This is a genomic window from Stenotrophomonas sp. GZD-301, assembly GCF_049310345.1.
Classification (GTDB): domain Bacteria; phylum Pseudomonadota; class Gammaproteobacteria; order Xanthomonadales; family Xanthomonadaceae; genus Stenotrophomonas.
In genome coordinates, this window is sequence record NZ_JBMOWY010000045.1 from 35,194 (window position 1) to 55,503 (window position 20,310).

At 66.5% G+C, this 20,310-nt stretch carries 20 protein-coding genes, 6 tRNA genes and 1 other RNA gene; 17 read left to right on the forward strand and 10 right to left on the reverse strand.

Going from position 1 to position 20,310, the window contains the following annotated elements:
* Nucleotides 1-17 precede the first annotated feature (17 nt).
* From clpX to ACO6VK_RS12515, 8 genes are all read left to right on the forward strand, one after another.
* On the forward strand, nucleotides 18-1,307 hold the full coding sequence (clpX, locus tag ACO6VK_RS12480; RefSeq protein WP_411850065.1) for an ATP-dependent Clp protease ATP-binding subunit ClpX: 1,290 nt from the start codon (nucleotides 18-20) through the stop codon (nucleotides 1,305-1,307).
* Nucleotides 1,308-1,450: 143 nt separating this feature from the next.
* Complete coding sequence (gene lon, locus ACO6VK_RS12485) at nucleotides 1,451-3,916, forward strand: endopeptidase La (protein WP_422507571.1); 2,466 nt, start codon at nucleotides 1,451-1,453, stop codon at nucleotides 3,914-3,916.
* Nucleotides 3,917-4,121: 205 nt separating this feature from the next.
* Nucleotides 4,122-4,394, forward strand: coding sequence for an HU family DNA-binding protein (locus ACO6VK_RS12490; RefSeq protein ID WP_017356992.1), 273 nt, complete (start codon nucleotides 4,122-4,124; stop codon nucleotides 4,392-4,394).
* A gap of 11 nt (nucleotides 4,395-4,405) precedes the next feature.
* Nucleotides 4,406-4,480 (forward strand) — tRNA-Val (locus ACO6VK_RS12495).
* A 29-nt stretch (nucleotides 4,481-4,509) separates the two neighbouring features.
* Nucleotides 4,510-4,586: transfer RNA gene (locus tag ACO6VK_RS12500), tRNA-Asp, on the forward strand.
* An 82-nt stretch (nucleotides 4,587-4,668) separates the two neighbouring features.
* Nucleotides 4,669-4,745, forward strand: a tRNA-Asp gene (locus ACO6VK_RS12505).
* Nucleotides 4,746-4,835: 90 nt separating this feature from the next.
* Nucleotides 4,836-4,912: transfer RNA gene (locus ACO6VK_RS12510), tRNA-Asp, on the forward strand.
* A gap of 179 nt (nucleotides 4,913-5,091) precedes the next feature.
* On the forward strand, nucleotides 5,092-7,065 hold the full coding sequence (locus ACO6VK_RS12515) for a peptidyl-prolyl cis-trans isomerase (RefSeq protein ID WP_422507574.1): 1,974 nt from the start codon (nucleotides 5,092-5,094) through the stop codon (nucleotides 7,063-7,065).
* A 513-nt stretch (nucleotides 7,066-7,578) separates the two neighbouring features.
* On the opposite strand, the gene ACO6VK_RS12520 is transcribed toward ACO6VK_RS12515, so the two are convergent.
* Together ACO6VK_RS12520 and gloB are read right to left on the reverse strand one after the other, a co-directional pair.
* Nucleotides 7,579-8,796 (reverse strand): transglycosylase SLT domain-containing protein, encoded by a 1,218-nt coding sequence (locus ACO6VK_RS12520; protein ID WP_422507576.1) that lies wholly within the window; start codon nucleotides 8,794-8,796, stop codon nucleotides 7,579-7,581.
* Nucleotides 8,793-9,560: a hydroxyacylglutathione hydrolase gene (gene gloB / locus ACO6VK_RS12525; RefSeq protein ID WP_422507578.1), complete on the reverse strand. Its 768-nt coding sequence runs from the start codon at nucleotides 9,558-9,560 to the stop codon at nucleotides 8,793-8,795. Before gloB ends, ACO6VK_RS12520 begins: the two co-directional genes overlap by 4 nt.
* 11 nt (nucleotides 9,561-9,571) lie before the next feature.
* Between gloB and ACO6VK_RS12530 the strand changes: the two genes are divergently transcribed.
* Genes ACO6VK_RS12530 through dnaQ form a run of 3 tightly spaced genes read left to right on the forward strand, consistent with a single transcriptional unit; the run spans nucleotide 9,572 to nucleotide 11,416 of the window.
* A complete protein-coding gene (locus ACO6VK_RS12530; protein WP_422507580.1) occupies nucleotides 9,572-10,216 on the forward strand; it encodes a methyltransferase domain-containing protein in 645 nt (214 codons plus the stop codon).
* A gap of 11 nt (nucleotides 10,217-10,227) precedes the next feature.
* On the forward strand, nucleotides 10,228-10,680 hold the full coding sequence (gene rnhA / locus ACO6VK_RS12535) for a ribonuclease HI (RefSeq protein ID WP_411850071.1): 453 nt from the start codon (nucleotides 10,228-10,230) through the stop codon (nucleotides 10,678-10,680).
* Nucleotides 10,681-10,684: 4 nt separating this feature from the next.
* On the forward strand, nucleotides 10,685-11,416 hold the full coding sequence (gene dnaQ / locus ACO6VK_RS12540; RefSeq protein ID WP_422507582.1) for a DNA polymerase III subunit epsilon: 732 nt from the start codon (nucleotides 10,685-10,687) through the stop codon (nucleotides 11,414-11,416).
* 48 nt (nucleotides 11,417-11,464) lie between these two features.
* Here dnaQ and ACO6VK_RS12545 read toward each other — a convergent pair whose 3' ends face one another.
* On the reverse strand, nucleotides 11,465-12,169 hold the full coding sequence (locus ACO6VK_RS12545) for a PP2C family protein-serine/threonine phosphatase (protein ID WP_026070711.1): 705 nt from the start codon (nucleotides 12,167-12,169) through the stop codon (nucleotides 11,465-11,467).
* 168 nt (nucleotides 12,170-12,337) lie between these two features.
* Between ACO6VK_RS12545 and ACO6VK_RS12550 the strand changes: the two genes are divergently transcribed.
* Nucleotides 12,338-12,428: transfer RNA gene (locus ACO6VK_RS12550), tRNA-Ser, on the forward strand.
* Between the two features lie 161 nt (nucleotides 12,429-12,589).
* Nucleotides 12,590-12,994 carry a DUF6165 family protein gene (locus tag ACO6VK_RS12555; RefSeq protein ID WP_422507584.1) on the forward strand — a complete coding sequence of 135 codons (405 nt, stop codon included), beginning with the start codon at nucleotides 12,590-12,592 and terminating at the stop codon, nucleotides 12,992-12,994.
* 29 nt (nucleotides 12,995-13,023) lie between these two features.
* Here ACO6VK_RS12555 and ACO6VK_RS12560 read toward each other — a convergent pair whose 3' ends face one another.
* Nucleotides 13,024-14,064: a glycosyltransferase family 9 protein gene (locus ACO6VK_RS12560; protein WP_422507586.1), complete on the reverse strand. Its 1,041-nt coding sequence runs from the start codon at nucleotides 14,062-14,064 to the stop codon at nucleotides 13,024-13,026.
* Between the two features lie 21 nt (nucleotides 14,065-14,085).
* On the opposite strand from ACO6VK_RS12560, the gene ACO6VK_RS12565 reads away from it, so the two are divergent.
* The 3 genes from ACO6VK_RS12565 to ACO6VK_RS12575 are packed head-to-tail and all read left to right on the forward strand — an operon-like array spanning nucleotide 14,086 to nucleotide 15,988.
* Nucleotides 14,086-14,835 (forward strand): 3-deoxy-D-manno-octulosonic acid kinase, encoded by a 750-nt coding sequence (locus tag ACO6VK_RS12565; protein ID WP_422507588.1) that lies wholly within the window; start codon nucleotides 14,086-14,088, stop codon nucleotides 14,833-14,835.
* Complete coding sequence (locus tag ACO6VK_RS12570; protein WP_422507590.1) at nucleotides 14,835-15,599, forward strand: MBL fold metallo-hydrolase; 765 nt, start codon at nucleotides 14,835-14,837, stop codon at nucleotides 15,597-15,599. Before ACO6VK_RS12565 ends, ACO6VK_RS12570 begins: the two co-directional genes overlap by 1 nt.
* The gene (locus ACO6VK_RS12575) at nucleotides 15,596-15,988 is read left to right on the forward strand and encodes a DUF4440 domain-containing protein (protein WP_422507665.1); all 393 of its coding nucleotides are present in this window, start codon (nucleotides 15,596-15,598) and stop codon (nucleotides 15,986-15,988) included. Before ACO6VK_RS12570 ends, ACO6VK_RS12575 begins: the two co-directional genes overlap by 4 nt.
* A gap of 10 nt (nucleotides 15,989-15,998) precedes the next feature.
* Here ACO6VK_RS12575 and ffs read toward each other — a convergent pair.
* An RNA gene (gene ffs / locus ACO6VK_RS12580) (signal recognition particle sRNA small type) lies at nucleotides 15,999-16,095 on the reverse strand.
* Nucleotides 16,096-16,370: 275 nt separating this feature from the next.
* Between ffs and ACO6VK_RS12585 the strand changes: the two genes are divergently transcribed.
* Entirely contained in the window at nucleotides 16,371-16,688 is a 318-nt protein-coding gene (locus ACO6VK_RS12585) for a DMT family transporter (RefSeq protein WP_411850078.1), read from the forward strand.
* A 4-nt stretch (nucleotides 16,689-16,692) separates the two neighbouring features.
* On the opposite strand, the gene ACO6VK_RS12590 is transcribed toward ACO6VK_RS12585, so the two are convergent.
* The 5 genes from ACO6VK_RS12590 to ACO6VK_RS12610 all read right to left on the reverse strand — a co-directional run bounded on the left by ACO6VK_RS12590 (nucleotide 16,693) and on the right by ACO6VK_RS12610 (nucleotide 20,185).
* Complete coding sequence (locus ACO6VK_RS12590) at nucleotides 16,693-17,154, reverse strand: GNAT family N-acetyltransferase (protein ID WP_422507593.1); 462 nt, start codon at nucleotides 17,152-17,154, stop codon at nucleotides 16,693-16,695.
* Nucleotides 17,151-17,666, reverse strand: coding sequence for a hypothetical protein (locus ACO6VK_RS12595; RefSeq protein WP_422507595.1), 516 nt, complete (start codon nucleotides 17,664-17,666; stop codon nucleotides 17,151-17,153). The genes ACO6VK_RS12590 and ACO6VK_RS12595 overlap by 4 nt, the downstream gene beginning before the upstream one ends.
* 97 nt (nucleotides 17,667-17,763) lie before the next feature.
* The gene (locus ACO6VK_RS12600) at nucleotides 17,764-18,639 is read right to left on the reverse strand and encodes a DNA methylase (RefSeq protein WP_422507667.1); all 876 of its coding nucleotides are present in this window, start codon (nucleotides 18,637-18,639) and stop codon (nucleotides 17,764-17,766) included.
* Between the two features lie 2 nt (nucleotides 18,640-18,641).
* Nucleotides 18,642-19,946, reverse strand: a complete 1,305-nt coding sequence (locus tag ACO6VK_RS12605) for a DNA methyltransferase (RefSeq protein ID WP_422507597.1) — start codon at nucleotides 19,944-19,946, stop codon at nucleotides 18,642-18,644.
* 146 nt (nucleotides 19,947-20,092) lie between these two features.
* Nucleotides 20,093-20,185, reverse strand: a tRNA-Ser gene (locus ACO6VK_RS12610).
* Nucleotides 20,186-20,310: the final 125 nt, after the last annotated feature.

Sequence of the window (20,310 nt, forward strand, 5' to 3'; positions counted from 1 at the left end):
AACTGGGTAAGCGAAGCATGAGCGAAGACCGCCAAGGTCGTTCCACGGACAGCGGCAAGATCCTCTACTGCTCCTTCTGCGGTAAGAGCCAGCATGAGGTGCGCAAGCTGATTGCGGGTCCGAGCGTATTCATCTGTGATGAATGCGTGGAGCTGTGCAACGACATCATCCGTGAGGAGCTGGAGGAGAAGGCGCAGTCGGCACGCAGTTCGCTGCCCAAGCCGCGCGAGATCCTCGAGGTCCTGGACCAGTACGTGATCGGCCAGAACCGCGCCAAGCGCACGCTGGCCGTGGCCGTGTACAACCACTACAAGCGCATCGAGAGCCGCCAGAAGAACGACGAAGTCGAGCTGGCGAAGTCGAACATCCTGCTGGTCGGTCCGACCGGTTCGGGCAAGACGCTGCTGGCCGAAACCCTGGCCCGCCTGCTCAACGTGCCGTTCACCATGGCCGACGCCACCACGCTGACCGAAGCCGGTTACGTGGGCGAGGACGTGGAGAACATCATCCAGAAGCTGCTGCAGAAGTGCGACTACGACGTCGAGAAGGCACAGCAGGGCATCGTCTACATCGATGAAATCGACAAGATCTCGCGCAAGAGCGAGAACCCGTCGATTACCCGCGATGTGTCCGGCGAAGGCGTCCAGCAGGCCCTGCTGAAGCTGATCGAAGGCACCGTGGCCAGCGTTCCGCCGCAGGGCGGCCGCAAGCACCCGCAGCAGGAATTCCTGCAGGTGGACACCAAGAACATCCTGTTCATCTGCGGCGGCGCGTTTGCCGGCCTGGACAAGGTGATCCAGCAGCGGTCCAACGATTCGGGCGGCATCGGCTTCGGGGCCAAGGTCAAGAGCGCCGAGCGCAAGCAGGAAGTGGGCAAGGTGCTGGCCGAAGTCGAGCCGGAAGACCTGATCAAGTTCGGCCTGATTCCCGAGTTCGTCGGTCGTCTGCCGGTCGTGGCCACCCTGGAAGAGCTGGACGAAGCGGCCCTGGTGCGGATCCTGACCGAGCCGAAGAACGCCATCACCAAGCAGTTCAAGAAGCTGTTCGAGATGGAGCACGTCGAGCTCGAGTTCCGCCCGGACGCGCTGGCTGCCATTGCCCGCAAGGCGCTCAAGCGCAAGACCGGTGCCCGCGGCCTGCGTACGATCGTCGAATCGGTCCTGCTGGACACCATGTATGACCTGCCGTCGGCAGAGAACGTCAGCAAGGTGGTGGTGGACGAATCGGTGATCGAACACAAGTCCGAGCCGTACCTGATCTACCAGACGCCGCCGGCGCCTGAACAGAAGGCGGCTGGTGCTGAATAATCAGTTCAAGTAATTGAATTGAAAGAAATTTTTCAGAACAGCTTGCATCTAGAAGCCGATGGCCCCATAACGAGGCCATCGGCTTTTTTTGTATCCGGGCGAGGCCGCCCGGAGGCCATCCCCACTGTTCCACTGGAGCCCACATGGCCCGTTCCCCTACTGAGACTCTCGACCTGCCGGTACTGCCGCTGCGTGACGTGGTGGTGTTCCCGCACATGGTCATTCCGCTGTTCGTCGGCCGCGACAAGTCCATGCATGCGCTGGAGCAGGCGATGGAGGCGGACAAGCGCATCCTGCTGCTGGCGCAGAAGTCGGCCGAGACCGACGACCCGACCGCGGCCGACCTATACCAGGTCGGTACGCTGGCCCAGGTGCTGCAGCTGCTGAAGCTGCCCGACGGCACCATCAAGGTGCTGGTCGAAGGCCTGTCGCGCGTCAACGTCACCCAGGTCACCGAGCGCGACGGCTCGCTGCATGGCGTGGGCGTGGAAATCGAATCGGACGAATCGCGCGAGCCGCGTGAGATCGAGGCGATCGCCCGTTCGCTGATGTCGCTGTTCGAGCAGTACGTCAAGACCAACCGCAAGCTGCCGCCGGAACTGCTGCAGACCCTGGCCGGTATCGACGAGCCGGCGCGTCTGGCCGATACCATCGCCGCGCACATCAGCGTGCGCCTGGCCGACAAGCAGCGCCTGCTGGAAACCCTGCAGATCGGCGACCGGCTGGAAATGCTGGTCGGCCTGGTCGACGGCGAAATCGACGTGCAGCAGATGGAAAAGCGCATCCGCGGCCGCGTGAAGTCGCAGATGGAAAAGAGCCAGCGCGAGTACTACCTCAACGAACAGATGAAGGCCATCCAGAAGGAACTGGGCGACCTGGACGACGCACCGGGCGAGCTGGAAGAGCTGGCCCGCAAGATCGCCGAGGCGGGCATGCCCAAGCCGGTGGAAACCAAGGCCAAGGCCGAGCTCAACAAGCTCAAGCAGATGTCGCCGATGTCGGCCGAAGCGGCGGTCGTGCGCAACTACCTGGACTGGCTGCTGGGCGTGCCGTGGAAGAAGCGCACCAAGGTGCGCAAGGACCTCAAGGCCGCGCAGGACACCCTGGATGCCGATCACTTCGGCCTGGACAAGGTCAAGGACCGCATCCTGGAGTACCTCGCAGTGCAGTCGCGGGTGAAGCAGATGAAGGGGCCGATCCTGTGCCTGGTCGGGCCGCCGGGCGTGGGCAAGACCTCGCTGGGGCAGTCGATCGCCAAGGCGACCAACCGCAAGTTCGTGCGCATGAGCCTGGGTGGCGTGCGCGACGAGGCCGAGATCCGCGGGCATCGCCGTACCTACGTCGGTTCGATGCCCGGCCGCATCGTGCAGAACCTCAACAAGGTGGGCAGCAAGAACGCGCTGTTCGTGCTCGACGAAATCGACAAGATGTCGATGGACTTCCGTGGCGATCCGTCGTCGGCGCTGCTGGAAGTGCTCGATCCCGAGCAGAACAACGCGTTCAACGACCACTACCTGGAAGTGGACCTGGACCTGTCCGAAGTGATGTTCGTGGCGACCTCCAACTCGCTCAACATCCCCGGCCCGCTGCTGGACCGCATGGAAGTCATCCGCATCCCCGGCTACACCGAGGATGAGAAGCTCAACATCGCCATGCGCTACCTGGTGCCCAAGCAGCTCAAGGCCAACGGCCTGAAGCCGGAGGAACTGGAAATCGGTGCCGACGCGATCCAGGACGTGGTGCGCTACTACACCCGCGAATCGGGCGTGCGCAACCTGGAGCGCGAAGTCGCCAAGATCTGCCGCAAGGTGGTCAAGGAGATCGCGCTGGCGGGCCCGGTCGCGGCGGCCAAGCCGGCCAAGGCCGGCAAGAAGACCGGCGCGAAGAAGAAAGCGCTGGTGTCGGTCAGCGGCAAGAACCTGGACAAGTACCTGGGCGTGCGTCGCTTCGACTTCGGCCGTGCCGAGGAACAGAACGAAATCGGCCTGGTCACCGGCCTGGCCTGGACCGAGGTGGGCGGCGACCTGCTGCAGATCGAATCCACCCTGGTCCCGGGCAAGGGCGCGCTGATCCTGACCGGCCAGCTCGGCAACGTGATGAAGGAGTCGGCGTCGGCCGCCCTGTCGGTGGTGCGCTCGCGCGCCGAACGCCTGGGCATCGACGCCGAGTTCCTGCAGAAGCACGACGTGCACGTCCACGTGCCGGACGGTGCCACGCCCAAGGACGGCCCCAGCGCCGGCATCGCGATGGTGACCTCGCTGGTGTCGATGCTGACCAAGGTGCCGATCCGCGCCGAAGTCGCCATGACCGGTGAGATCACCCTGCGCGGCCGTGTGACCGCCATCGGTGGCCTCAAGGAGAAGCTGCTGGCGGCGCTGCGCGGCGGCATCACCACGGTGATCATCCCCGAGGAGAACCGCAAGGATCTGGCCGACATCCCGGCCAACGTCACCCGCGATCTGAAGATCGTGCCGGTGAAGTGGATCGAAGAGGTGCTCGACCTGGCGCTGGAGACACCGCTGACGCCGAAGAAGCCCGGTAAAGATGGGCAGCGCGTCACAGTGCGTGGCAAGAGCAAGACATCTTCCACGACGCGCGTCAAGCACTGACGCGCCATCTGGAAATCGCCGAAACCCGCGTCGTTATTGGCTTTTCAGCTTGCGTGGGTAGGGGGCGACTGGTATAAAAGCACCACTCGCGAGTCAGCAAAAAACTGAATTCGGCGAACTGAGAACTTCACGGTATCCGGCTGCACTGTCGGTCGGATGCTTTACTGTCGAATACGCGGAATCCCCGCCAAAGGAGCTGTAGAGAATGAACAAGACCGAATTGATCGACGCCGTTGCTGAAGCCGCCGACCTGACCAAGGCCGAGTCCAGCCGCGCCGTCGATGCCGTCATCGCTTCCGTCACCAAGGCCCTGAAGGGCGGTGAAGCGGTGACGCTGGTTGGCTTCGGCACGTTCCAGGTCCGTGCGCGCGCTGCCCGTACCGGCCGCAACCCGAAGACCGGCGACACCATCAAGATCGCTGCTTCGAAGAATCCGTCGTTCAAGGCTGGCAAAGCCCTGAAGGATGCCGTAAACTAAGCGGCTTGCTGGGGTGCTTAGCTCAGCGGTAGAGCGTCTCCTTTACACGGAGAGGGTCGGGGGTTCGAAACCCTCAGCACCCACCAAGCACTGCCAGTAACACAGGTTTGAAAGTGGAGCGGTAGTTCAGCTGGTTAGAATGCTGGCCTGTCACGCCGGAGGTCGCGGGTTCGAGTCCCGTCCGCTCCGCCACTACACCGGGCCCCTGAGCAATCGGGGGCCTTGTTTTCTGCAACGATGCGAGTTGCTGCAGAAAACAGAAGAGTCAAAGCGCGGAGCGGTAGTTCAGCTGGTTAGAATGCTGGCCTGTCACGCCGGAGGTCGCGGGTTCGAGTCCCGTCCGCTCCGCCAGTTTTAAATAAATCCTCGAAAAGAAGTAAATCGGGGTAGGTTTTTCGGAGTATCTTCGGATATAATGAGCGCCTGCAAAGTTTCAAGCGCGGAGCGGTAGTTCAGCTGGTTAGAATGCTGGCCTGTCACGCCGGAGGTCGCGGGTTCGAGTCCCGTCCGCTCCGCCAATTCTTGAAGGCCCCTGGTGCAAACCAGGGGCTTTTCTTTTGCGCGTTCGCCGGCCCCGCACGGGTCGATCCGGCCAGCGCATGGAAAGCAGGTGACCGCCTGCCGCCGCGCCGCTTTTGGAGCCGCGCCCGAAGCGGGTTACACTGCCGGGCTCGCCAATCAGGCCTTGATTCTTCCCATGCTGCAGAAACTTCGCGACAAGACCTCAGGCTGGATCGTCACCGTGATCCTGGGGCTGCTGATGATTCCGTTCCTGTTCGTGATCGACAACAGCTACCTCGGTGGCGTCGGCGCGCAGAACGTGGCCAAGGTGGCCGCGCCGCCGACCTGGTGGAAGTCGGCCCCGTCATGGTGGCCGGTGTCGTTCCTGTGGCAGCACCACGAGATCAGCTCGCAGGACTTCCGCGTGCGTTTCGAACAGGCCCGCCAGCAGGCGCGCCAGGAACAGGGCGAGAATTTCGACCCGCGTCAGTTCGAAAGCACCGAAAGCAAGCTGGCCGTGCTCGACCAGATGATCGACGAACAGGTCGTGCGCCTGGCCGGCGAACAGTCCGGCATCGTGATCGGCGACAAGGCCGTGCGTGACTACATTGTTTCGATCCCGGGGTTCCTGGGGCCGGACGGCAAGTTCAACAACGACCAGTACCGCATCGCGCTGGCCAGCAGCAACCCGCCGCGTACCCCGACGCAGTTCGAAGCGCTGGTGCGCGAGAGCATCCAGCAGTCGGTGGTGCCCTCGGCATTGCAGCTGTCCGGCTTCACCACCCAGGCCGAAGCCGAGCGTCTGATGAAGCTGCTGGGCGAAACCCGTGACGTGGAGATCGCCGCGCTGCCGGAAACGCCGGCCGATACCGCCGAGGTTACCGACGCGCAGATCAAGCAGTGGTACGACGCGCATCTGAAGGACTTCCGCCAGCCGGAGACGGTGAAGCTGGAGTACGTCGAGATCAACGGCGCGACCCTGCCGGCCGCCGCGCCGGCCGATGAGGCCACGCTGCGCAAGCGCTACGAAGACGAGAAGGCGCGTTTCGCCACGCCCGAACAGCGTCTGGCCTCGCACATCCTGATCGCCGCCGACGGCAGCGACCCGGCCAAGCTCAAGGCTGCCGAAGAGAAGGCGACGCGCCTTGCCGCCGACGCCAAGGCGCCGGGCGCCGATTTCGCTGCGCTGGCCAATGCCAACTCCGAAGATCCGGGCTCCAAGGGCACCGGCGGTGATCTGGGCTGGGTCGAGCGTGGCGCGATGGTCAAGCCGTTCGAAGACGCGCTGTTCGCGATGAAGGTCGGTGACGTGACCGGGCCGGTCAAGACCGACTTCGGTTATCACGTGCTGAAGCTGCGCGAACTCAAGGGCGGCGAGGGCCGTGCATTCGAGGAAGTGCGCGACCAGCTGGCCGCCGAACAGCTCAAGGCCGACAACGACCGTGCGTTCACCGAACTGAGCGGCCGCCTGGTCGACCTGGTGTACAAGAACCCGACCTCGCTGGAAGGCGCGGCCAAGGACATCGGCCTGCCGGTGCAGACCCTGGGCCCGTTCAACCGCGCCACCGCCAGCGGCATCGCCACCAACCCGGCCGTGCTGCGCGCCGCGTTCTCCGATGTGCTGACCCAGGACGGCACGGTCAGCGACCCGATCGAGCTGGAACCGAACCACAGCGTCATGATCCGCGTCACCGAGCACACTGCCGAACAGGCGTTGCCGCTGGACAAGGCGCGTGAGCAGGTGATCGCGGCGATCCATGCCGACCGCACCCGCCAGGCATCGGAGAAGGCCGTGGAAGCGCTGCTGGCCAAGCTCAAGGCCGGCCAGACGCTGCAGGCACTGCAGGCCAGCGAAAAGCTGCAGATCAGCCCGCTGCCGGGCCTGCCGCGCACGCAGCCGGTGCCGACCCCGGAAATCAACCGCGCCGTGTTCTCCGCGGCGCCGCCGGCGGAAGGCAAGCCGACCTACGGCAAGGTGGAGGTGCAGGGCCGTTACCTGGTGTTCGCGGTGACCAAGGTCGCCCCGGGCAACGTGGCCGAGGTGACTCCGGAGCAGCAGCAGCAGCTCAAGGAGCAGCTGAGCCAGATCGACGGCATGGCGGCGGCCAAGGCCTACATCCAGGCCATGCGCAAGCACTACAAGGTGCAGACCGAAGAAGCGAACCTGTAACCGACCCCGGTTGCAGGGACAGCAGAAAGCCCGGCATTGCCGGGCTTTCTGCGTTTTGTGGCGGGTGAGGGGTGGCCTGTCCAGGAAAAGCTGGATTGGGTGTCTCATTTCAACGGTCGCAGCAGGAGAAGCACGCTGCTTTCTCCGTCCGGGTCTACGGCGAGCGTGAGGGCCCCGTCGCAACCGGCAGGCCCCTGGGCAAATGTCCCCCGGCCGCCGCCGGACGGCGACGGCCTCCTCCTTTATTTTGCCCTGGAGCCTGCCGGCCGCGACGGGGCTCGGCTCGCGGTGGGCGTTGAAAGCCAAGCGCTCCTGCGAGGCGCCAGCGTTCTCGACACGTGGGCCGCGATGCCCTTGTGGGCGAACTAAAGGAGGAGGTGGCGGCCGCAGGCCGACGCCGGGGGACATTCGCCGGCAAGGGCATCGTGGCCCAGCGCCCGGCCCACCGGCCGCCGCGTCCAAAAAAAGCCCGGCATGGCCGGGCTTCTGAAGCGTGTCGATCGGGCGCGGGGCTCAGTCTTCGACCCGCAGCACCGCGCCGGGCTTGAGCACGCTGCTGCCCGACAACCCGTTGAGCGACAGCAGTGCCTTGAGCGGCATGCCGTAGCGGCGCGCGATGGTCCAGGCCGACTCGCCGTCGCGCACGGTGTGGCGGCGGCTGCGCGGGCGATCGGCGCTGGCCACGGTGCGGCTGGCGGCCGGGGCCGGGGCGTTGCGCGCGGGGGCGGCTGCCGCAGGCGCGGCGGGCGCAGCGCTGGCAATGCTGGCCACACTGACGCTGGCATCGGCGGGAGCGTGTGCCGACGGGGCCAGCACGGTCACCTGACCGGACGGGCGGCCCTTGCCGCTGGCCAGGGCCGGGTTGAGGCGTGCGATGCGCGCCGGGTCCAGCGAGCGCTGGGCGGCCCACTGCTGCACGCTGGTGCCGGCTGGCAGGGTGTGGCCCTTGAGCACCGGCACGGTGCGGTCCAGCGAGGCCATCACGGCCGGCTCGGTCTCGGCGTCTTCGAGCACGCAGGCCAGGGCATGCAGCTTCTCGACGTAGGCATAGGTGATCGGCGATAGGCCCGGCAGTTCGGCCGGCCGCGCGTTCTGCGCGTTCATGCCGGCCTTGCGCAGCGACTGCAGCACCCGGTACTCGCCGGCGTTGTAGGCCATCGTGGCCAGGCGCCAGTCGCCGCCGAACATGCCGTGCAGGGTCTTGAGGTAACGCACCGCAGCCTGGGTCGAATCCACCGCCGACAGGCGGCCGTCGTACCCGGGCGTCATCTGCACGCGATGGTTCTTGGCAGTGGTGGCGATGAACTGCCACAGGCCGGTCGGCCCACTGCCGTTGCGGGCGTTGGGGCGGTAGCCGCTCTCCACGAACGGGATCAGCGCGAATTCGGTCGGCAGGTCGGCCTTGCGCAGCTCTTCGACCACATAGCCGAACAGCACAAGGGCGTCATCGTCCTGGTTGGCCAGGCGGGATGGGGCGTGGGCGAACTGCTTCTGCCAGCGCGGGCTGGTCGCCTCGGTATTGCAGGTCGGCTCGGCCAGGCCCTCACGGAAGCTGGCGAAGATCTCCTGACCATTGCGTACCGACGGCGGCGGCAGGGCGGACGGGTCCAACGGCAGCGAGGACAGGCCCGCGACGTTCTGCGACATGCCGGCGGTCAACGACTGGGCGCCCGCGCTGCCGGCCACGGCGATCGCCAGGCCAAGCGCGAGCGGCAACAATCGCCGACTCACGTACTGAATCCGTCTTTCCAGCGCCGCAGACCGGCGACCACGTCGACTTCATCGGTGACGGGACGACCCAGGTAGGCGCTGACGGCCTGCTGGATCACGGCGGTGTGGGTACGCAGGAACGGGTTGCACTGCAGCTCGCCTGCCAGGGTTACCGGCAGCGTGGGACGGTCATCGCGGCGCATGGCCAAAGCCTCCTCATGGCGCTGCGACAACGCAGCGTTGGTGGGGTCGACATGCCGCGCGAAGACGGCATTTGACACGGTGTACTCGTGGGCGCAACAGACCAGCAGTTGCGACGGCAGGGACGCCAGCTTGTGCAGGGATGCCAGAAGCTGGGACGGCGTACCTTCGAACATGCGCCCACAGCCCAGGCTGAACAGCGCATCGCCACTGAAAAGGTGTTCAGCGGTGTGAAACGCGATGTGGCTCCGGGTGTGCCCGGGCACGGATACTACGTGCAAGCCCAGCCCCAATGCCTGAATGCATTCACCTTCGGCCACCCGATGGGCAGGCAGGTCGATGCGCGGTTCGACCGGTGCATACACCTCCACCTCCGGAAAACGGGCCTGCAACTCGGCCACGCCGCCGATGTGGTCGTCGTGGTGATGGGTGAGCAGAATGGCCTCCGGACGCCAGTTCTGCTGCGCTGCGGCGGCCAGCACGGGCGCCGCCTGGCCGGGATCGATGATCAACGCACGGCCGTCGTCGGCGACCAGCGTCCAGATGTAATTGTCCGCGAAGGCGGGCAGGGCGGTCAGTCGCATAGAATTGGACCATGCCCGCCGCGCCGCGCCCCCGTCAAGCGACAGTCGCATCCTGGTTTGATACTGAACCGGCGCAGGCGTTGCGCCGCCTGGAGTTCGAGCGCCTGCATCCGCTGCTCTCCGTGCACCCGGTGACCCCGTGGCTGTGGATCGCCCCGACGCCCGCATGGCTGGAGCAGGCCACACTGCCCGGGCGCGGCCTGCGCCTGTACCGGGACGCCGGGGAGTACGCCGGCGACGCCCGCTGCGGCCTGCCGCTGCCGCTGCCCGACGAGAGCGTCAACGCCATCGTGCTGCAGCACGTGACCGCACGCGACGCCGAGCGCCTGATCGACGAGTGCGCGCGCGTGCTGATGCCCGGCGGCCGCCTGTGGCTGTCCACCCTCAACCCGTTCAGCCCCTGGCGCAGCCAATGGCGCCGGCACGGGCTGGTGGTGCGCTCGCCGCAGCGCCTGCGCCATACCCTGGGCCAGGCAGGGCTCACCTGCGAGGAACTGCATTACCTCGGCCCGATGTGGCGCGACCGCTCGCCCGACCGTGGCAGCCTGGCGCCGCTGCGCGCGGCCTGCCTGTTCACCGCTGAAAAACGCACCCTGGCCCTGCCGGGGCCGACGCCACTGCCGGTACGCCGTTGGCACGGCACCGTGGCGACCTGATCTGGACTGCAATGAAAACAATTGAAATACACACCGACGGTTCCTGCCTTGGCAATCCCGGCCCCGGTGGCTGGGCGGCGCTGCTGCGCTACAACGCGCACGAGCGCGAGCTGAGCGGCGGTGAGGCGCATACCACCAACAACCGGATGGAGCTGATGGCGGCCATTTCCGGGCTGGAAGCGCTGACCGAACCGTGCAACATCGTGCTGTTCACCGATTCCCAGTACGTGCGCCAGGGGCTGACCCAGTGGATGCCGGGCTGGATCCGCAAGAACTGGAAGACCGCCGGCGGCGACCCGGTCAAGAACCGCGAGCTGTGGGAGCGCCTGCATGCGGCGACCCTGCGCCATACCATCGACTGGCGCTGGGTGAAGGGGCATTCCGGTGACCCGGACAACGAGCGCGTGGACCAGCTCGCCCGCGACGCGGCCATCCGGATCCGCGCGGCTGGACCGGTACACTGAGCCCATGCGTCAGATCATCCTAGATACCGAAACCACCGGCCTGGAGTGGAAGAAGGGCAACCGCGTCGTCGAAATCGGCTGCGTGGAGTACCTCGAACGCCGGCCCAGCGGCAACCACTTCCACCGTTACCTCAAGCCCGACTGCGAGTTCGAACCCGGCGCGCAGGAAGTCACCGGCCTGACCCTGGAGTTCCTCGCCGACAAGCCCACGTTTGCCGAGGTGGCCGAGGAATTCCTGGCCTTCATCGACGGCGCCGAGCTGATCATCCACAACGCGGCGTTCGATCTGGGCTTCCTGGACAACGAGCTGTCGCTGCTGGGCGACCAGTACGGCCGGATCATCGACCGTTGCCCGGTCATCGATACGCTGAAAATGGCCCGCGAGCGGTTCCCGGGCCAGCGCAACTCGCTGGATGCGCTGTGCAAGCGCCTGGGCGTGGACAACGCGCACCGCCAGCTGCACGGCGGCCTGCTCGATGCCCAGATCCTGGGCGATGTGTACATCGCGCTGACCTCGGGCCAGGAGGAAATCGGCTTCGGCTCGGCCGACGATGGCCGGCCGGGCACGGCCCACGCCCAGGCCTTTGACACCTCGCGCCTGCTGCCGCGCCCGCGCGTGGTTGCCACCGCCTCGGAGCTGGAGGCCCACGAGGCGCGTCTGGCCAAGCTGCGCAAGAAGGCCGGCCGTGCCATCTGGGACGGCGAGCCTGACGCAGTGGAAGCAGTCAGCGCCTGACAGCGCCCCCCCGGCGGCAGGTCCCGACCGTTGGTCGGGACGGTTACATCAGTGGCAGCGCACCAGGATCACGGTGATGTTGTCCGAGCCGCCGCCATCCAGCGCGGCGGCCACCAGGGTATCCACGCATTCCTGCGCGCTGGCGTCGTCGAAGGCGAGGGTGCGGGCGATGCCCTGGTCCTCGACCTCCTCGGTGAGGCCGTCACTGCACAGCAGCAGCTGCATGCCCGGGCGCAGCTCACCGGTGGTGGTGGCCACGTTCAGGTGTGCCGGGTCGGTTACGCCGAGCGCCTGGGTCACCACGTTGCGGTGCGGGTGCGCGCGCGCCTGCTCGGCGGTCAGGTTGCCCTGGCTGACCATTTCCTGGACCACGCTGTGATCCTGGCTCAACTGCGCCAGCGTGCCATCGCGCCACAGGTAGGCGCGGCTGTCGCCGACCCACGCCACTTCATACCGGTTGCCCTGCACGCGCGCGGCGACCACGGTGGTGCCCATCGGCAGGCTGTCGTTGCGGCGGCGCGAGGTACGGATGATCTCCTCGTCGGCCACGCGGATGGCCTGGGCCAGGGTGGCACCGCGGCGGATCTCGCGCACGATGGTCTCGCGGGCCAGGGCGCTGGCGACTTCGCCGCAGGCATGGCCGCCCATGCCGTCGGCCACCAGCCACAGGGACAGCTCCCCGTCGCCGTAGTAGGTGTCCTCGTTGAGGTCACGGCGCAGGCCGGGGTGGGTCAGGTGTCCGAATTCGATCATGGCGGGGCGATGGCCGGGGATTGTTGCTGAGGATGAACGGCATGATCGCGGCCCGCCGGACATCCGGCAAGGCATCCATACAGAAGAAATTCACTTCATTGCACGCAATGACTTGTCGTCGGCGCGTCCTGCCCGTATCATTCGCTCCCCGGTTCGCCGGGACCATCTGGAGAGGTGGCAGAGCGGTTGAATGTACCTGACTCGAAATCAGGCAGGCGTTTATAGCGCCTCGGGGGTTCGAATCCCCCCCTCTCCGCCAGACACGCAAAAAAGGCTGCCCTCACGGGTGGCCTTTTTTGCGTGTCTGGCGGAGAGGGGGGGATTGCAACGGCGCGTTACGCGGTCGCCGCGGAATCCATACCGGATACGTCTTGGGTGCCTATTCGCTAAACTGGCCGCATTCAACACGGAATGCCCCCCATGACCGCAGAAATCCTCGTTCCCGTGTCCTTCGGCGAGCTGCTCGACAAGATCTCGATCCTGCAGATCAAGTCCGAGCGCATCAGCGATCCGGCCAAGCTGGCCAATATCCACGCCGAGTTGAGCGCGCTGGAACAGACCTGGATGGCGCATCCGGCCGCGGTCAAGGATGTCGCGCGCCTGCGCGCCGAGCTCAAGGCCGTCAACGAGCGCCTGTGGGATACCGAAGACGACATCCGCCTGCAGGACAAGGCCCAGGCCTTCGACGAGCGCTTCATCGAACTGGCCCGCACGGTCTACCTGCAGAACGACGCGCGCGCCCGTATCAAGAAGGACATCAATCTCGCGCTGGGCTCGGCCTACGTCGAAGAGAAGTCGTACAAGGACTACGCCGCGGGCCTCTGAGCGGCGACGGAGCCGGGCAGCGCCCGGCCCTACCGGTCGGCAACGTACCGTTCGAAGGCCGCAATGCCGTCCTCGACGGTAATCAGCTGCATCACATCGTCGAACTCCACCTTGGCGCCCCACTTCAGTTCACTGGCCGGCTTGCCCAGAAACTTGCGCGCGGCATCGTCGTAGCGGTCCACGCAGTAGCGGCGGTCCGAGTACGGGCCGCTGCGATGCGGATTGCTGGCCGCATGCAGCCCCAGCACCTTGGCGCCCATCGCGTTGGCGATGTGCATCGGCCCCGAATCGGGGGTCATCACCAGGTTGGCGCGGGCCAGCAGCGCCGGCAGCTGCTTGAGCGTGTCCTTGCCGACCAGGTCCAGGGCGGGGGTCTGCAGCTGGGCCTGGATGGCATCGGTCATGTCCCGCTCCAGCGTGCTGCGCCCGCCGCACAGCACCACCCGCCAGCCGCGTGCGGTGGCGTGGTTGGCCACGGCGGCGTAGCGATCGGCGTACCAGTTGCGGCGCACATGGCTGGAGCAGGGCGAGATGATCAGCACCGGCCGGCCGTCGTCCTCCCACTGCGCCTGCGCCCACTCGAACGCCGCAGGCGGCACGGCCAGGTCCCAGCTCACCGAGTCCTGCACCAGGCCCAGCGGCTCGCAGAAGCTGCCGATCGCGTCCAGCACATGGATGCCGGGGCGGTCGGGGATGCGCTCGTTGATGAAAAGCCCGTGAAGATCCTTGGAGCGCGCGCGGTCGTAGCCGATCCGGCGCTGCGCCGGCACGAACGCCGACAGCACGTTGGCGCGGAACGCCACCTGCATCTGCAGCAGCGCCTCGAACCGGCCCGGCGGCAGGCTGGCGCGCAGCGCGCGCATGCCGGCCAGCCCGGTCTTCTTGTCGTAGGGGTGGAACACCACGCCGGGCAATCCGTCCAGCAGCTTGTGGCCGGCCTTGTCGATGATCCAGTGCAGGGTCTGGCCCGGTCGGGCGCGCTGCAGGGTGCGCACGAGGGGGACCACATGGGTCACGTCCCCGAGTGCGGACAAACGCAAAAGGCACAAGGAAGAGGACGCTGATGGCATGGTGTTGTTAGACTCGAAGGAATGGTCGCATTCGACGCCACTGAAGCGCTGACGCCCTGCCGCGATGGACGCGGGATGGGTGCCATTCTGTTCGACCGCGAGCGGCTGCGGCAAGCCGAGATGAGCCTGTTCTCGCCGGCGCACTGGGGCGACCGTGCGCGCCCGGTCGGCGACGGGGGGCGCGGAGGCGCCTGGTTCGTCGATGCGCCGTTCGGCCACAGCGTGCTGCGCCAGTACCTGCGCGGCGGCGTGGCGGCCAAGTTCAGCCGCGACCAGTACTTCTGGCGCGGTGCCAACCACACCCGCAGTTTTGCCGAGTTCCGCCTGATGCGCGCGCTGCGCGCGCAGAAGCTGCCGGTGCCGCGCCCGATCGCCGCGTTCTACATGCGCGAGGGCCTCCGGTACCGCGCCGCCATCCTGATGGAACGCCTGGAAGGCGTGCGCTCGCTGGCCGACCGTGCCCTGGTGGCAGGCCGCGGCGCGCCCTGGGAGGAGACCGGCCGCCTGATCGCGCGGTTCCACCGCGCCGGCCTGGACCATGCCGACCTCAACGCACACAACATCCTGTTCGACGCCAACGGACACGGCTGGCTGATCGATTTCGACCGCGGCGTGCAGCGTATCCCCGCCACACGCTGGCGCGAGCGCAACCTCAAGCGTCTGCTGCGTTCGCTGATCAAGCTGCGCGGCGAGCGCAGTCACGACGATGTGGAAAAGGACTATGCACGGCTGCGCCGTGCCTACGACCTGGCCTGGAACCGGGGTTACTGATGGACTGGGCGCTGCGTTTCATGGGGGTCGGCAATGCGTCGGCCGTCGAACTGGGGTCGCCGATGGCGGTGATCGAGCGCGCCGGACGGCCGTGGCTGACCATCGACTGCGGCGGCGAAGGGCTCACCGCCTTCCAGGCCCACTACGGGCACATGCCGCAGGCGTTGTTCGTGACCCATGTGCACCTGGACCACGTGGCCGGGTTCGAGCGCCTGTTCGTGGATGCGTTCTTCTCGCCGCAGCGTCGTGGGCGCATCCGTCTGTACGTGCCGGCTACCGTGGTGCCGCTGCTGCACCGCCGCGTGGCCGACTACCCCAACGTGCTGGCCGAAGGCGGCGCCAACTTCTGGGATGCGTTCCAGCTGATCGTGGTCGGCGACGCGTTCTGGCACGACGGCGTGCGCATGGAAGTGTTCCCGGTGCGCCACCACTGGCCCGAAACGGCCTACGGCCTGCGCCTGAAGGGCGCGCTGACCTGGAGCGGCGATACCCGGCCGATCCCGGAAATGCTGGCGCGTTATGCCGACGACAACGAACTGATCGCCCACGACTGTGGCCTGCACGGCAATCCGTCGCACACCGGGGTGGATGACCTGGAGCGCGAGTACAGCCGCGCGCTGCAGGCGCGGATGATGCTGTACCACTACGCCAGCCACGCCGATGGCGAGGCCCTGCGCCAGCGTGGCCATCGCGTGGCGCTGCCCGGCGAATGCGTGGTGCTGGCCGCGCCGACCGCCGCGAACGTGGTCGCGCAGGACCCCTGAGCATGGCGGGCAGCCAGGTGCATGGCGCGCTGGCCGATCATCTGGAGGCGCTGGAGCGCGCGCTGCACGACCCGGTCGTGCGTGGCGACGTTGCACGCCTGTCGGCGTTGCTGGATGACGACTTCAGCGAGATCGGCAGTTCCGGCGCGGTCTTCGGTCGCGACGCGGCGCTGGCCGAGATCCCGTGCGATCGCGCGCAGGTGTGCATCGTGTCCGAGGATTACGCGGTGGTGTTGCTGGCGCCGTCACTGGCGCAGGTGCGTTATCGCAGTGCCTATGTGATCGACGGGGCGCGCCAGCGCACGGTGCTGCGCAGTTCGCTGTGGCGGCAGTGCGGGGAGGCGTGGCGGATGGTGTTCCACCAGGGCACGCCAGTGCCGGACCCCTGAAAAGGTGGCGGCCCCGCCGGCTGACCTCGGCGCCCGCGTCGATCGATACCGTTGCTGCCTTCCGGCCCTGGCGGGATTTTCGACCTAGCGTCGCGAGGGGCCGACGGGGCCACCATAGAGACGTTCCGCAGACAGGGCGATCAGGATCGGCCGCTGGTTGCTGGAGCTGCGCGACGGAACAGGTCCGACAGTGCAGTCGCGCATTCTAGCGCATGCGCGGCACGCAGTGCCAGACTGCCGAGTCTGAATCCCGTGTAGCCCGCTGCCCGGCAGACCGCCCATCGGGCGGGCAGGTGGGTAAAATACGCCGCACAGGAGGAACGACCTCCCCCGCATCGGGCATTACTGACCAGGACGGCCTGGCCCCATCAAGGAGGGCCGCATGGCCTGGATCTATCTGTTGGCAGCCGGTGTACTGGAAATTGTCTGGGCGTTCGCGATGAAGCAGTCCGACGGTTTCAGCAAGCTCACTCCCTCGATCATCACCCTGGTTACCATGACCGCCAGTTTCTGGCTGTTGTCGCTGGCCATGCGCACTCTGCCGCTGGGAACCGCCTATACGATCTGGACCGGCATCGGCGCGGTCGGCGCGTTCGTGGTCGGCATCGTCTTCCTGGGCGAGCAGGTCAGCGCGATGCGGATCGGCGCGGCGGTGCTGATCGTCAGCGGGCTGGTGCTGATGAAGGTCTCGAGCGGCTGAGCCGTCAGGCGCCCGCAAGGACCTGTTCCATCTCCACCGCATCCAGGCCCGGGCCGTGGCCGTCGGTCACGACCCGGGTCACGGTGAAGCCCAGCGCCGCGTAGAAGTCGCGGGTGTGCTGGCTGGTGCTGAGGATCACGCGCTGCGCCCCCAGCGCACGGGCCTGGCGCAGCCGGGCCTGCGCGAGCGCGCTGCCCAGCCCCTGGCGGTGCAGGCCGTGTTCGACCATGCCCCAGCAGAACGTCGCGTCCGAGGCGTCGATGGCCAGTCCGGCGCAGGCGACGATACGCCCGTGACGCTCGATCACGTGGTAGTCGCCCGCGCGGTCGGGATGCTGCAGGTACGCGGCGAAGCCGGCGCGCTCATGCGTGCCGAAATAGCCGGGCACGTTGCTGTCGAAGATGCGCAGGCAGGCGTCCGCGTCGGCGGCGGAGTAGGGGCGTGCCGGCCCCTGTGGAGGGTTCACCCGGCGGTCCAGCTGCCGCCACCCTGGGTGCAGCTCTCCGGCAGTCCGGCGAGGTCCTCAGCGGAACGCTCGTAGTAGTGGCCGTCGAAGGCGAGGCCGAACAGCCCCTTGCAGCTGCCCTGCGATGGCGACGGGCAGGCATCCATGTAAGTGACCTGGCCTGCCTTGCCGCCCATCTGCGCGGAGGTGGACGCCAACCCTTCGCAGATCTTCTTCAGCTCTGCCTCGCTCGAGGCACCGCTGGACTGCACGCAGTCGCGGGAGCGGATGGTCTTGCCGAACAGCGTGAACTCACCGGCAATCATGCAGGCCCGGGCCTGCTGTGCCTGGTCTGGTGCCGCGTGGGCCACCGCTGTGTTGGGCGCCGGCGTGGCATCGGCCTGCGGAGCGCTGGCCGCGGGCGCTGGCGCTCCCGAGGGTGCCGGCGCATCGGGTGCTGCCGGTTGCGTGCAGGCGGCCATGCCGACCGCGCAGGCCAGTACCAGGGCATACCGGGGAATCATCCGTGTCATCGCGCATTCCTTGCAGTTGACTGAGCGGCTGATCCTGCCACAGGGGAGGGGGATGCACCATTGCCCCGCCTGGGGGAGGGGCATCCCCACCGCTGGGCTAGTGGGCCGTGGCCCCGATGTAGCCCAGGAAGGCGAGGGCCGATGCCCTGTCTTCAAAAGAGGCTTCAACGCGGTCACCGTTGGAGTAACGCACGATGATTTCGTACTTGCGGAACGCGCCGTCGTCGACCTTGGTCTGGTCGTGCTCCGTCAGGAACTGCGTTGCCGCATCCACGCCAGCGAACTCCCTTTCCGCGCCGTGCAGCGGCATGACCATGACCTTGGATACGCCTCTGTCGATGGCCTTCTTCAGGCTGTCGAAGAATCCCGCCAGCTGCGCTGCATTGTTGTTGGTCAGCTGCGCTTTGAGCACGGCTCTCTGCTCGGGAGTGAGCGATTCGATCTGCGCGACGGCATGTGCGAACTCCTGATCCGGCGTCGCCTCATCGAATCGTGCGTCAATGCCCACGGACGCGAATGCCTCAACAATCGAGTCATAGGGCATCAGAATGGTCTCGAAGCCACAGCTGCGCATCTGCGCCAGCGAGTCTTTGGTAAACACGCCCGCGAGGATGGCGCCAAGGAAGGGCTTGTCCCAGTGGTGCTGTTCGGCGATCGGCATGACCGCGCCCTGGATCTCCTGGGCTTTTGCGCGGGAGTGCTTCGTGTAGCGGCGCCAGGCAGCTTCAATGAAGGCAACCGGGCGCCCACGCACGCTGTCGCTTCCGCCCGACTCGATGACGAAATCAAGGTCGTGGACGTTCTGGTAGCGGTCCTGCCAGCTGACTTTCGAGCCCGAGCGCGCCGTGCGCTTTCCCTTCTTGTCCAGATAGAGCCCGCGCGCATCGCAGTACGCCTGAAGCTGCGGCAGGACGATCTCCTCCAGGAGGTCGCCGATGATCTGTCCAAAGCGGTGTGATGGAGATTTCGCCACAGTCAACCCTCAATCCATAGATGGCCTTCGTGCAAAGGCACGGTGTGTTTCCGGTTTTTCCACTTCGTGTTGCGGTCGCGCAGTTTCTCGAAGGAGTACGAGGTGAAGCCGGCCGCTACTGCGAGTCGTCCCAGCCAGTCGTCAACCGGGACATAGACACCGTACGGCGCGGAGTCGCCGACCACGAAGCACATCCGGGCGCCGTCGCGGCAGGCGCTGCGGAGCATGCTGAAGGTGGCGGCCATGTCATAGAAGTAGGCCGCCACCATGATGTGGTATGCCTTCTTGCCGCCCTTGCCGAGGCGTACCGTGGCGAGCTCGTTGCAGACCTCGCTTATCTCGCTGTGAATGGCTGACAGGCTGGGATGTGCAAGCACGCTGGCCAGATCGACGCGGTCAGCCGCCGCATGCTGGGAGCACGAACGGACGATGTGCTGACGAACGGCACCCTGCAGGTCGCCCCAGCCCTTGATCTCCCCCCAGAACATCATTTCCAGGCGGGTAGCGTCCGCATAGTCGTAGTTGTTTGCATAGGGCGGGGAGGTCAGAACGAGGTCGACGGAGCCGGGCTCGATCGGGATCTGCCCGTTGCGCGAATCGTGGGCGAACACACGGGCAGAGCCGCTCCATCCCTGTTCCTGGGCCGCGCGCATGTCCGCGGCCATCTGCTGCACCTTGGCGTCGAATGCGATCCGTGGCTCCAGCACCTTGGCCTTGGACTTGTTGGGCAGGATGTACTGCCATTGCGCCGTACCCACGCCGCTGCAGGCGCGAAGGATGCCCGTGATGGCCAGCCATACCAGACGTGCCGCCGCAGGATCGAGCGTGGCCGACGCCGTGGTGTACCCGTTGCGCAGGGCATAGAGCTGGGCCAGCACGTCAACGGCGTAGCACTTCTGCAGCAGATCGGGCGCACTCTGCGCTTCGGCGATCAGCGTTTCCCAGGTGTCGAGATGCTTCTTTACCGTCTCGGCGGCGTCCAGGAACGCATCGCTGTCGCTGGGCCAGGACAGCTTGGCCTCGGCAATGCGATTCACGAACGGATGGCTCTCGAACCCGAACGCGGCCGCGCCGCAGTGCTCGGCAGCGACAAGCGTGGTGCCTGATCCTGCGAAGGGGTCAAGCACCGTGCACTGCCTGCCGCCGTGGGCATCGATGACGCTCTCCGCCCATTCAGCCGAGAAGCCCGCCGAATAACGGAACCAGCGGTGGACCGGCAGCCGCATGTTGTCGGTGAACGTTCCTGACCGGGCGGTCTGCAGCGGCTTCGCCTTCGGCCTGGCGGTAGGGGGGGGGGCGAACAGCAAGTGAGGCCTCACGTGTATGCGATGGGGGGATGGTAACGTCGAGACGACTGACGCCGCCAAAGAATCGCGCGACGGCGTCGCGGCGGCTGAGATCGAACGGTCGAAAAGCAAAAAGGCCGCCCGAAGGCGGCCTTTTTACGTTTGTCTGGCGGAGAGAGGGGGATTCGAACCCCCGAAGCGCGGTTTAGACGCTTACACACTTTCCAGGCGTGCTCCTTCAACCACTCGGACACCTCTCCGGACCTGCGGCAACAACCCGCTGCAGGGGCGCAAATTCTAGCGGGGGAATCCCGATCGCACAAGCGGCACGACGCAGGGGGCAGGGGGGCTGGACAGGCGTGGCACAATGGACGTCCCGATGAAG

What these genes read in the sequence shown, in the direction of transcription:
- clpX (WP_411850065.1), top strand. Translation starts at nt 18, where the DNA reads ATGAGCGAAGACCGCCAAGGTCGTTCCACGGACAGCGGCAAGATCCTC.
- lon (WP_422507571.1), top strand. Translation starts at nt 1,451, where the DNA reads ATGGCCCGTTCCCCTACTGAGACTCTCGACCTGCCGGTACTGCCGCTG.
- ACO6VK_RS12490 (WP_017356992.1), top strand. Translation starts at nt 4,122, where the DNA reads ATGAACAAGACCGAATTGATCGACGCCGTTGCTGAAGCCGCCGACCTG.
- ACO6VK_RS12515 (WP_422507574.1), top strand. Translation starts at nt 5,092, where the DNA reads ATGCTGCAGAAACTTCGCGACAAGACCTCAGGCTGGATCGTCACCGTG.
- gloB (WP_422507578.1), bottom strand. Translation starts at nt 9,560, where the DNA reads ATGCGACTGACCGCCCTGCCCGCCTTCGCGGACAATTACATCTGGACG.
- ACO6VK_RS12530 (WP_422507580.1), top strand. Translation starts at nt 9,572, where the DNA reads ATGCCCGCCGCGCCGCGCCCCCGTCAAGCGACAGTCGCATCCTGGTTT.
- rnhA (WP_411850071.1), top strand. Translation starts at nt 10,228, where the DNA reads ATGAAAACAATTGAAATACACACCGACGGTTCCTGCCTTGGCAATCCC.
- dnaQ (WP_422507582.1), top strand. Translation starts at nt 10,685, where the DNA reads ATGCGTCAGATCATCCTAGATACCGAAACCACCGGCCTGGAGTGGAAG.
- ACO6VK_RS12545 (WP_026070711.1), bottom strand. Translation starts at nt 12,169, where the DNA reads ATGATCGAATTCGGACACCTGACCCACCCCGGCCTGCGCCGTGACCTC.
- ACO6VK_RS12555 (WP_422507584.1), top strand. Translation starts at nt 12,590, where the DNA reads ATGACCGCAGAAATCCTCGTTCCCGTGTCCTTCGGCGAGCTGCTCGAC.
- ACO6VK_RS12560 (WP_422507586.1), bottom strand. Translation starts at nt 14,064, where the DNA reads ATGCCATCAGCGTCCTCTTCCTTGTGCCTTTTGCGTTTGTCCGCACTC.
- ACO6VK_RS12565 (WP_422507588.1), top strand. Translation starts at nt 14,086, where the DNA reads ATGGTCGCATTCGACGCCACTGAAGCGCTGACGCCCTGCCGCGATGGA.
- ACO6VK_RS12570 (WP_422507590.1), top strand. Translation starts at nt 14,835, where the DNA reads ATGGACTGGGCGCTGCGTTTCATGGGGGTCGGCAATGCGTCGGCCGTC.
- ACO6VK_RS12585 (WP_411850078.1), top strand. Translation starts at nt 16,371, where the DNA reads ATGGCCTGGATCTATCTGTTGGCAGCCGGTGTACTGGAAATTGTCTGG.
- ACO6VK_RS12595 (WP_422507595.1), bottom strand. Translation starts at nt 17,666, where the DNA reads ATGACACGGATGATTCCCCGGTATGCCCTGGTACTGGCCTGCGCGGTC.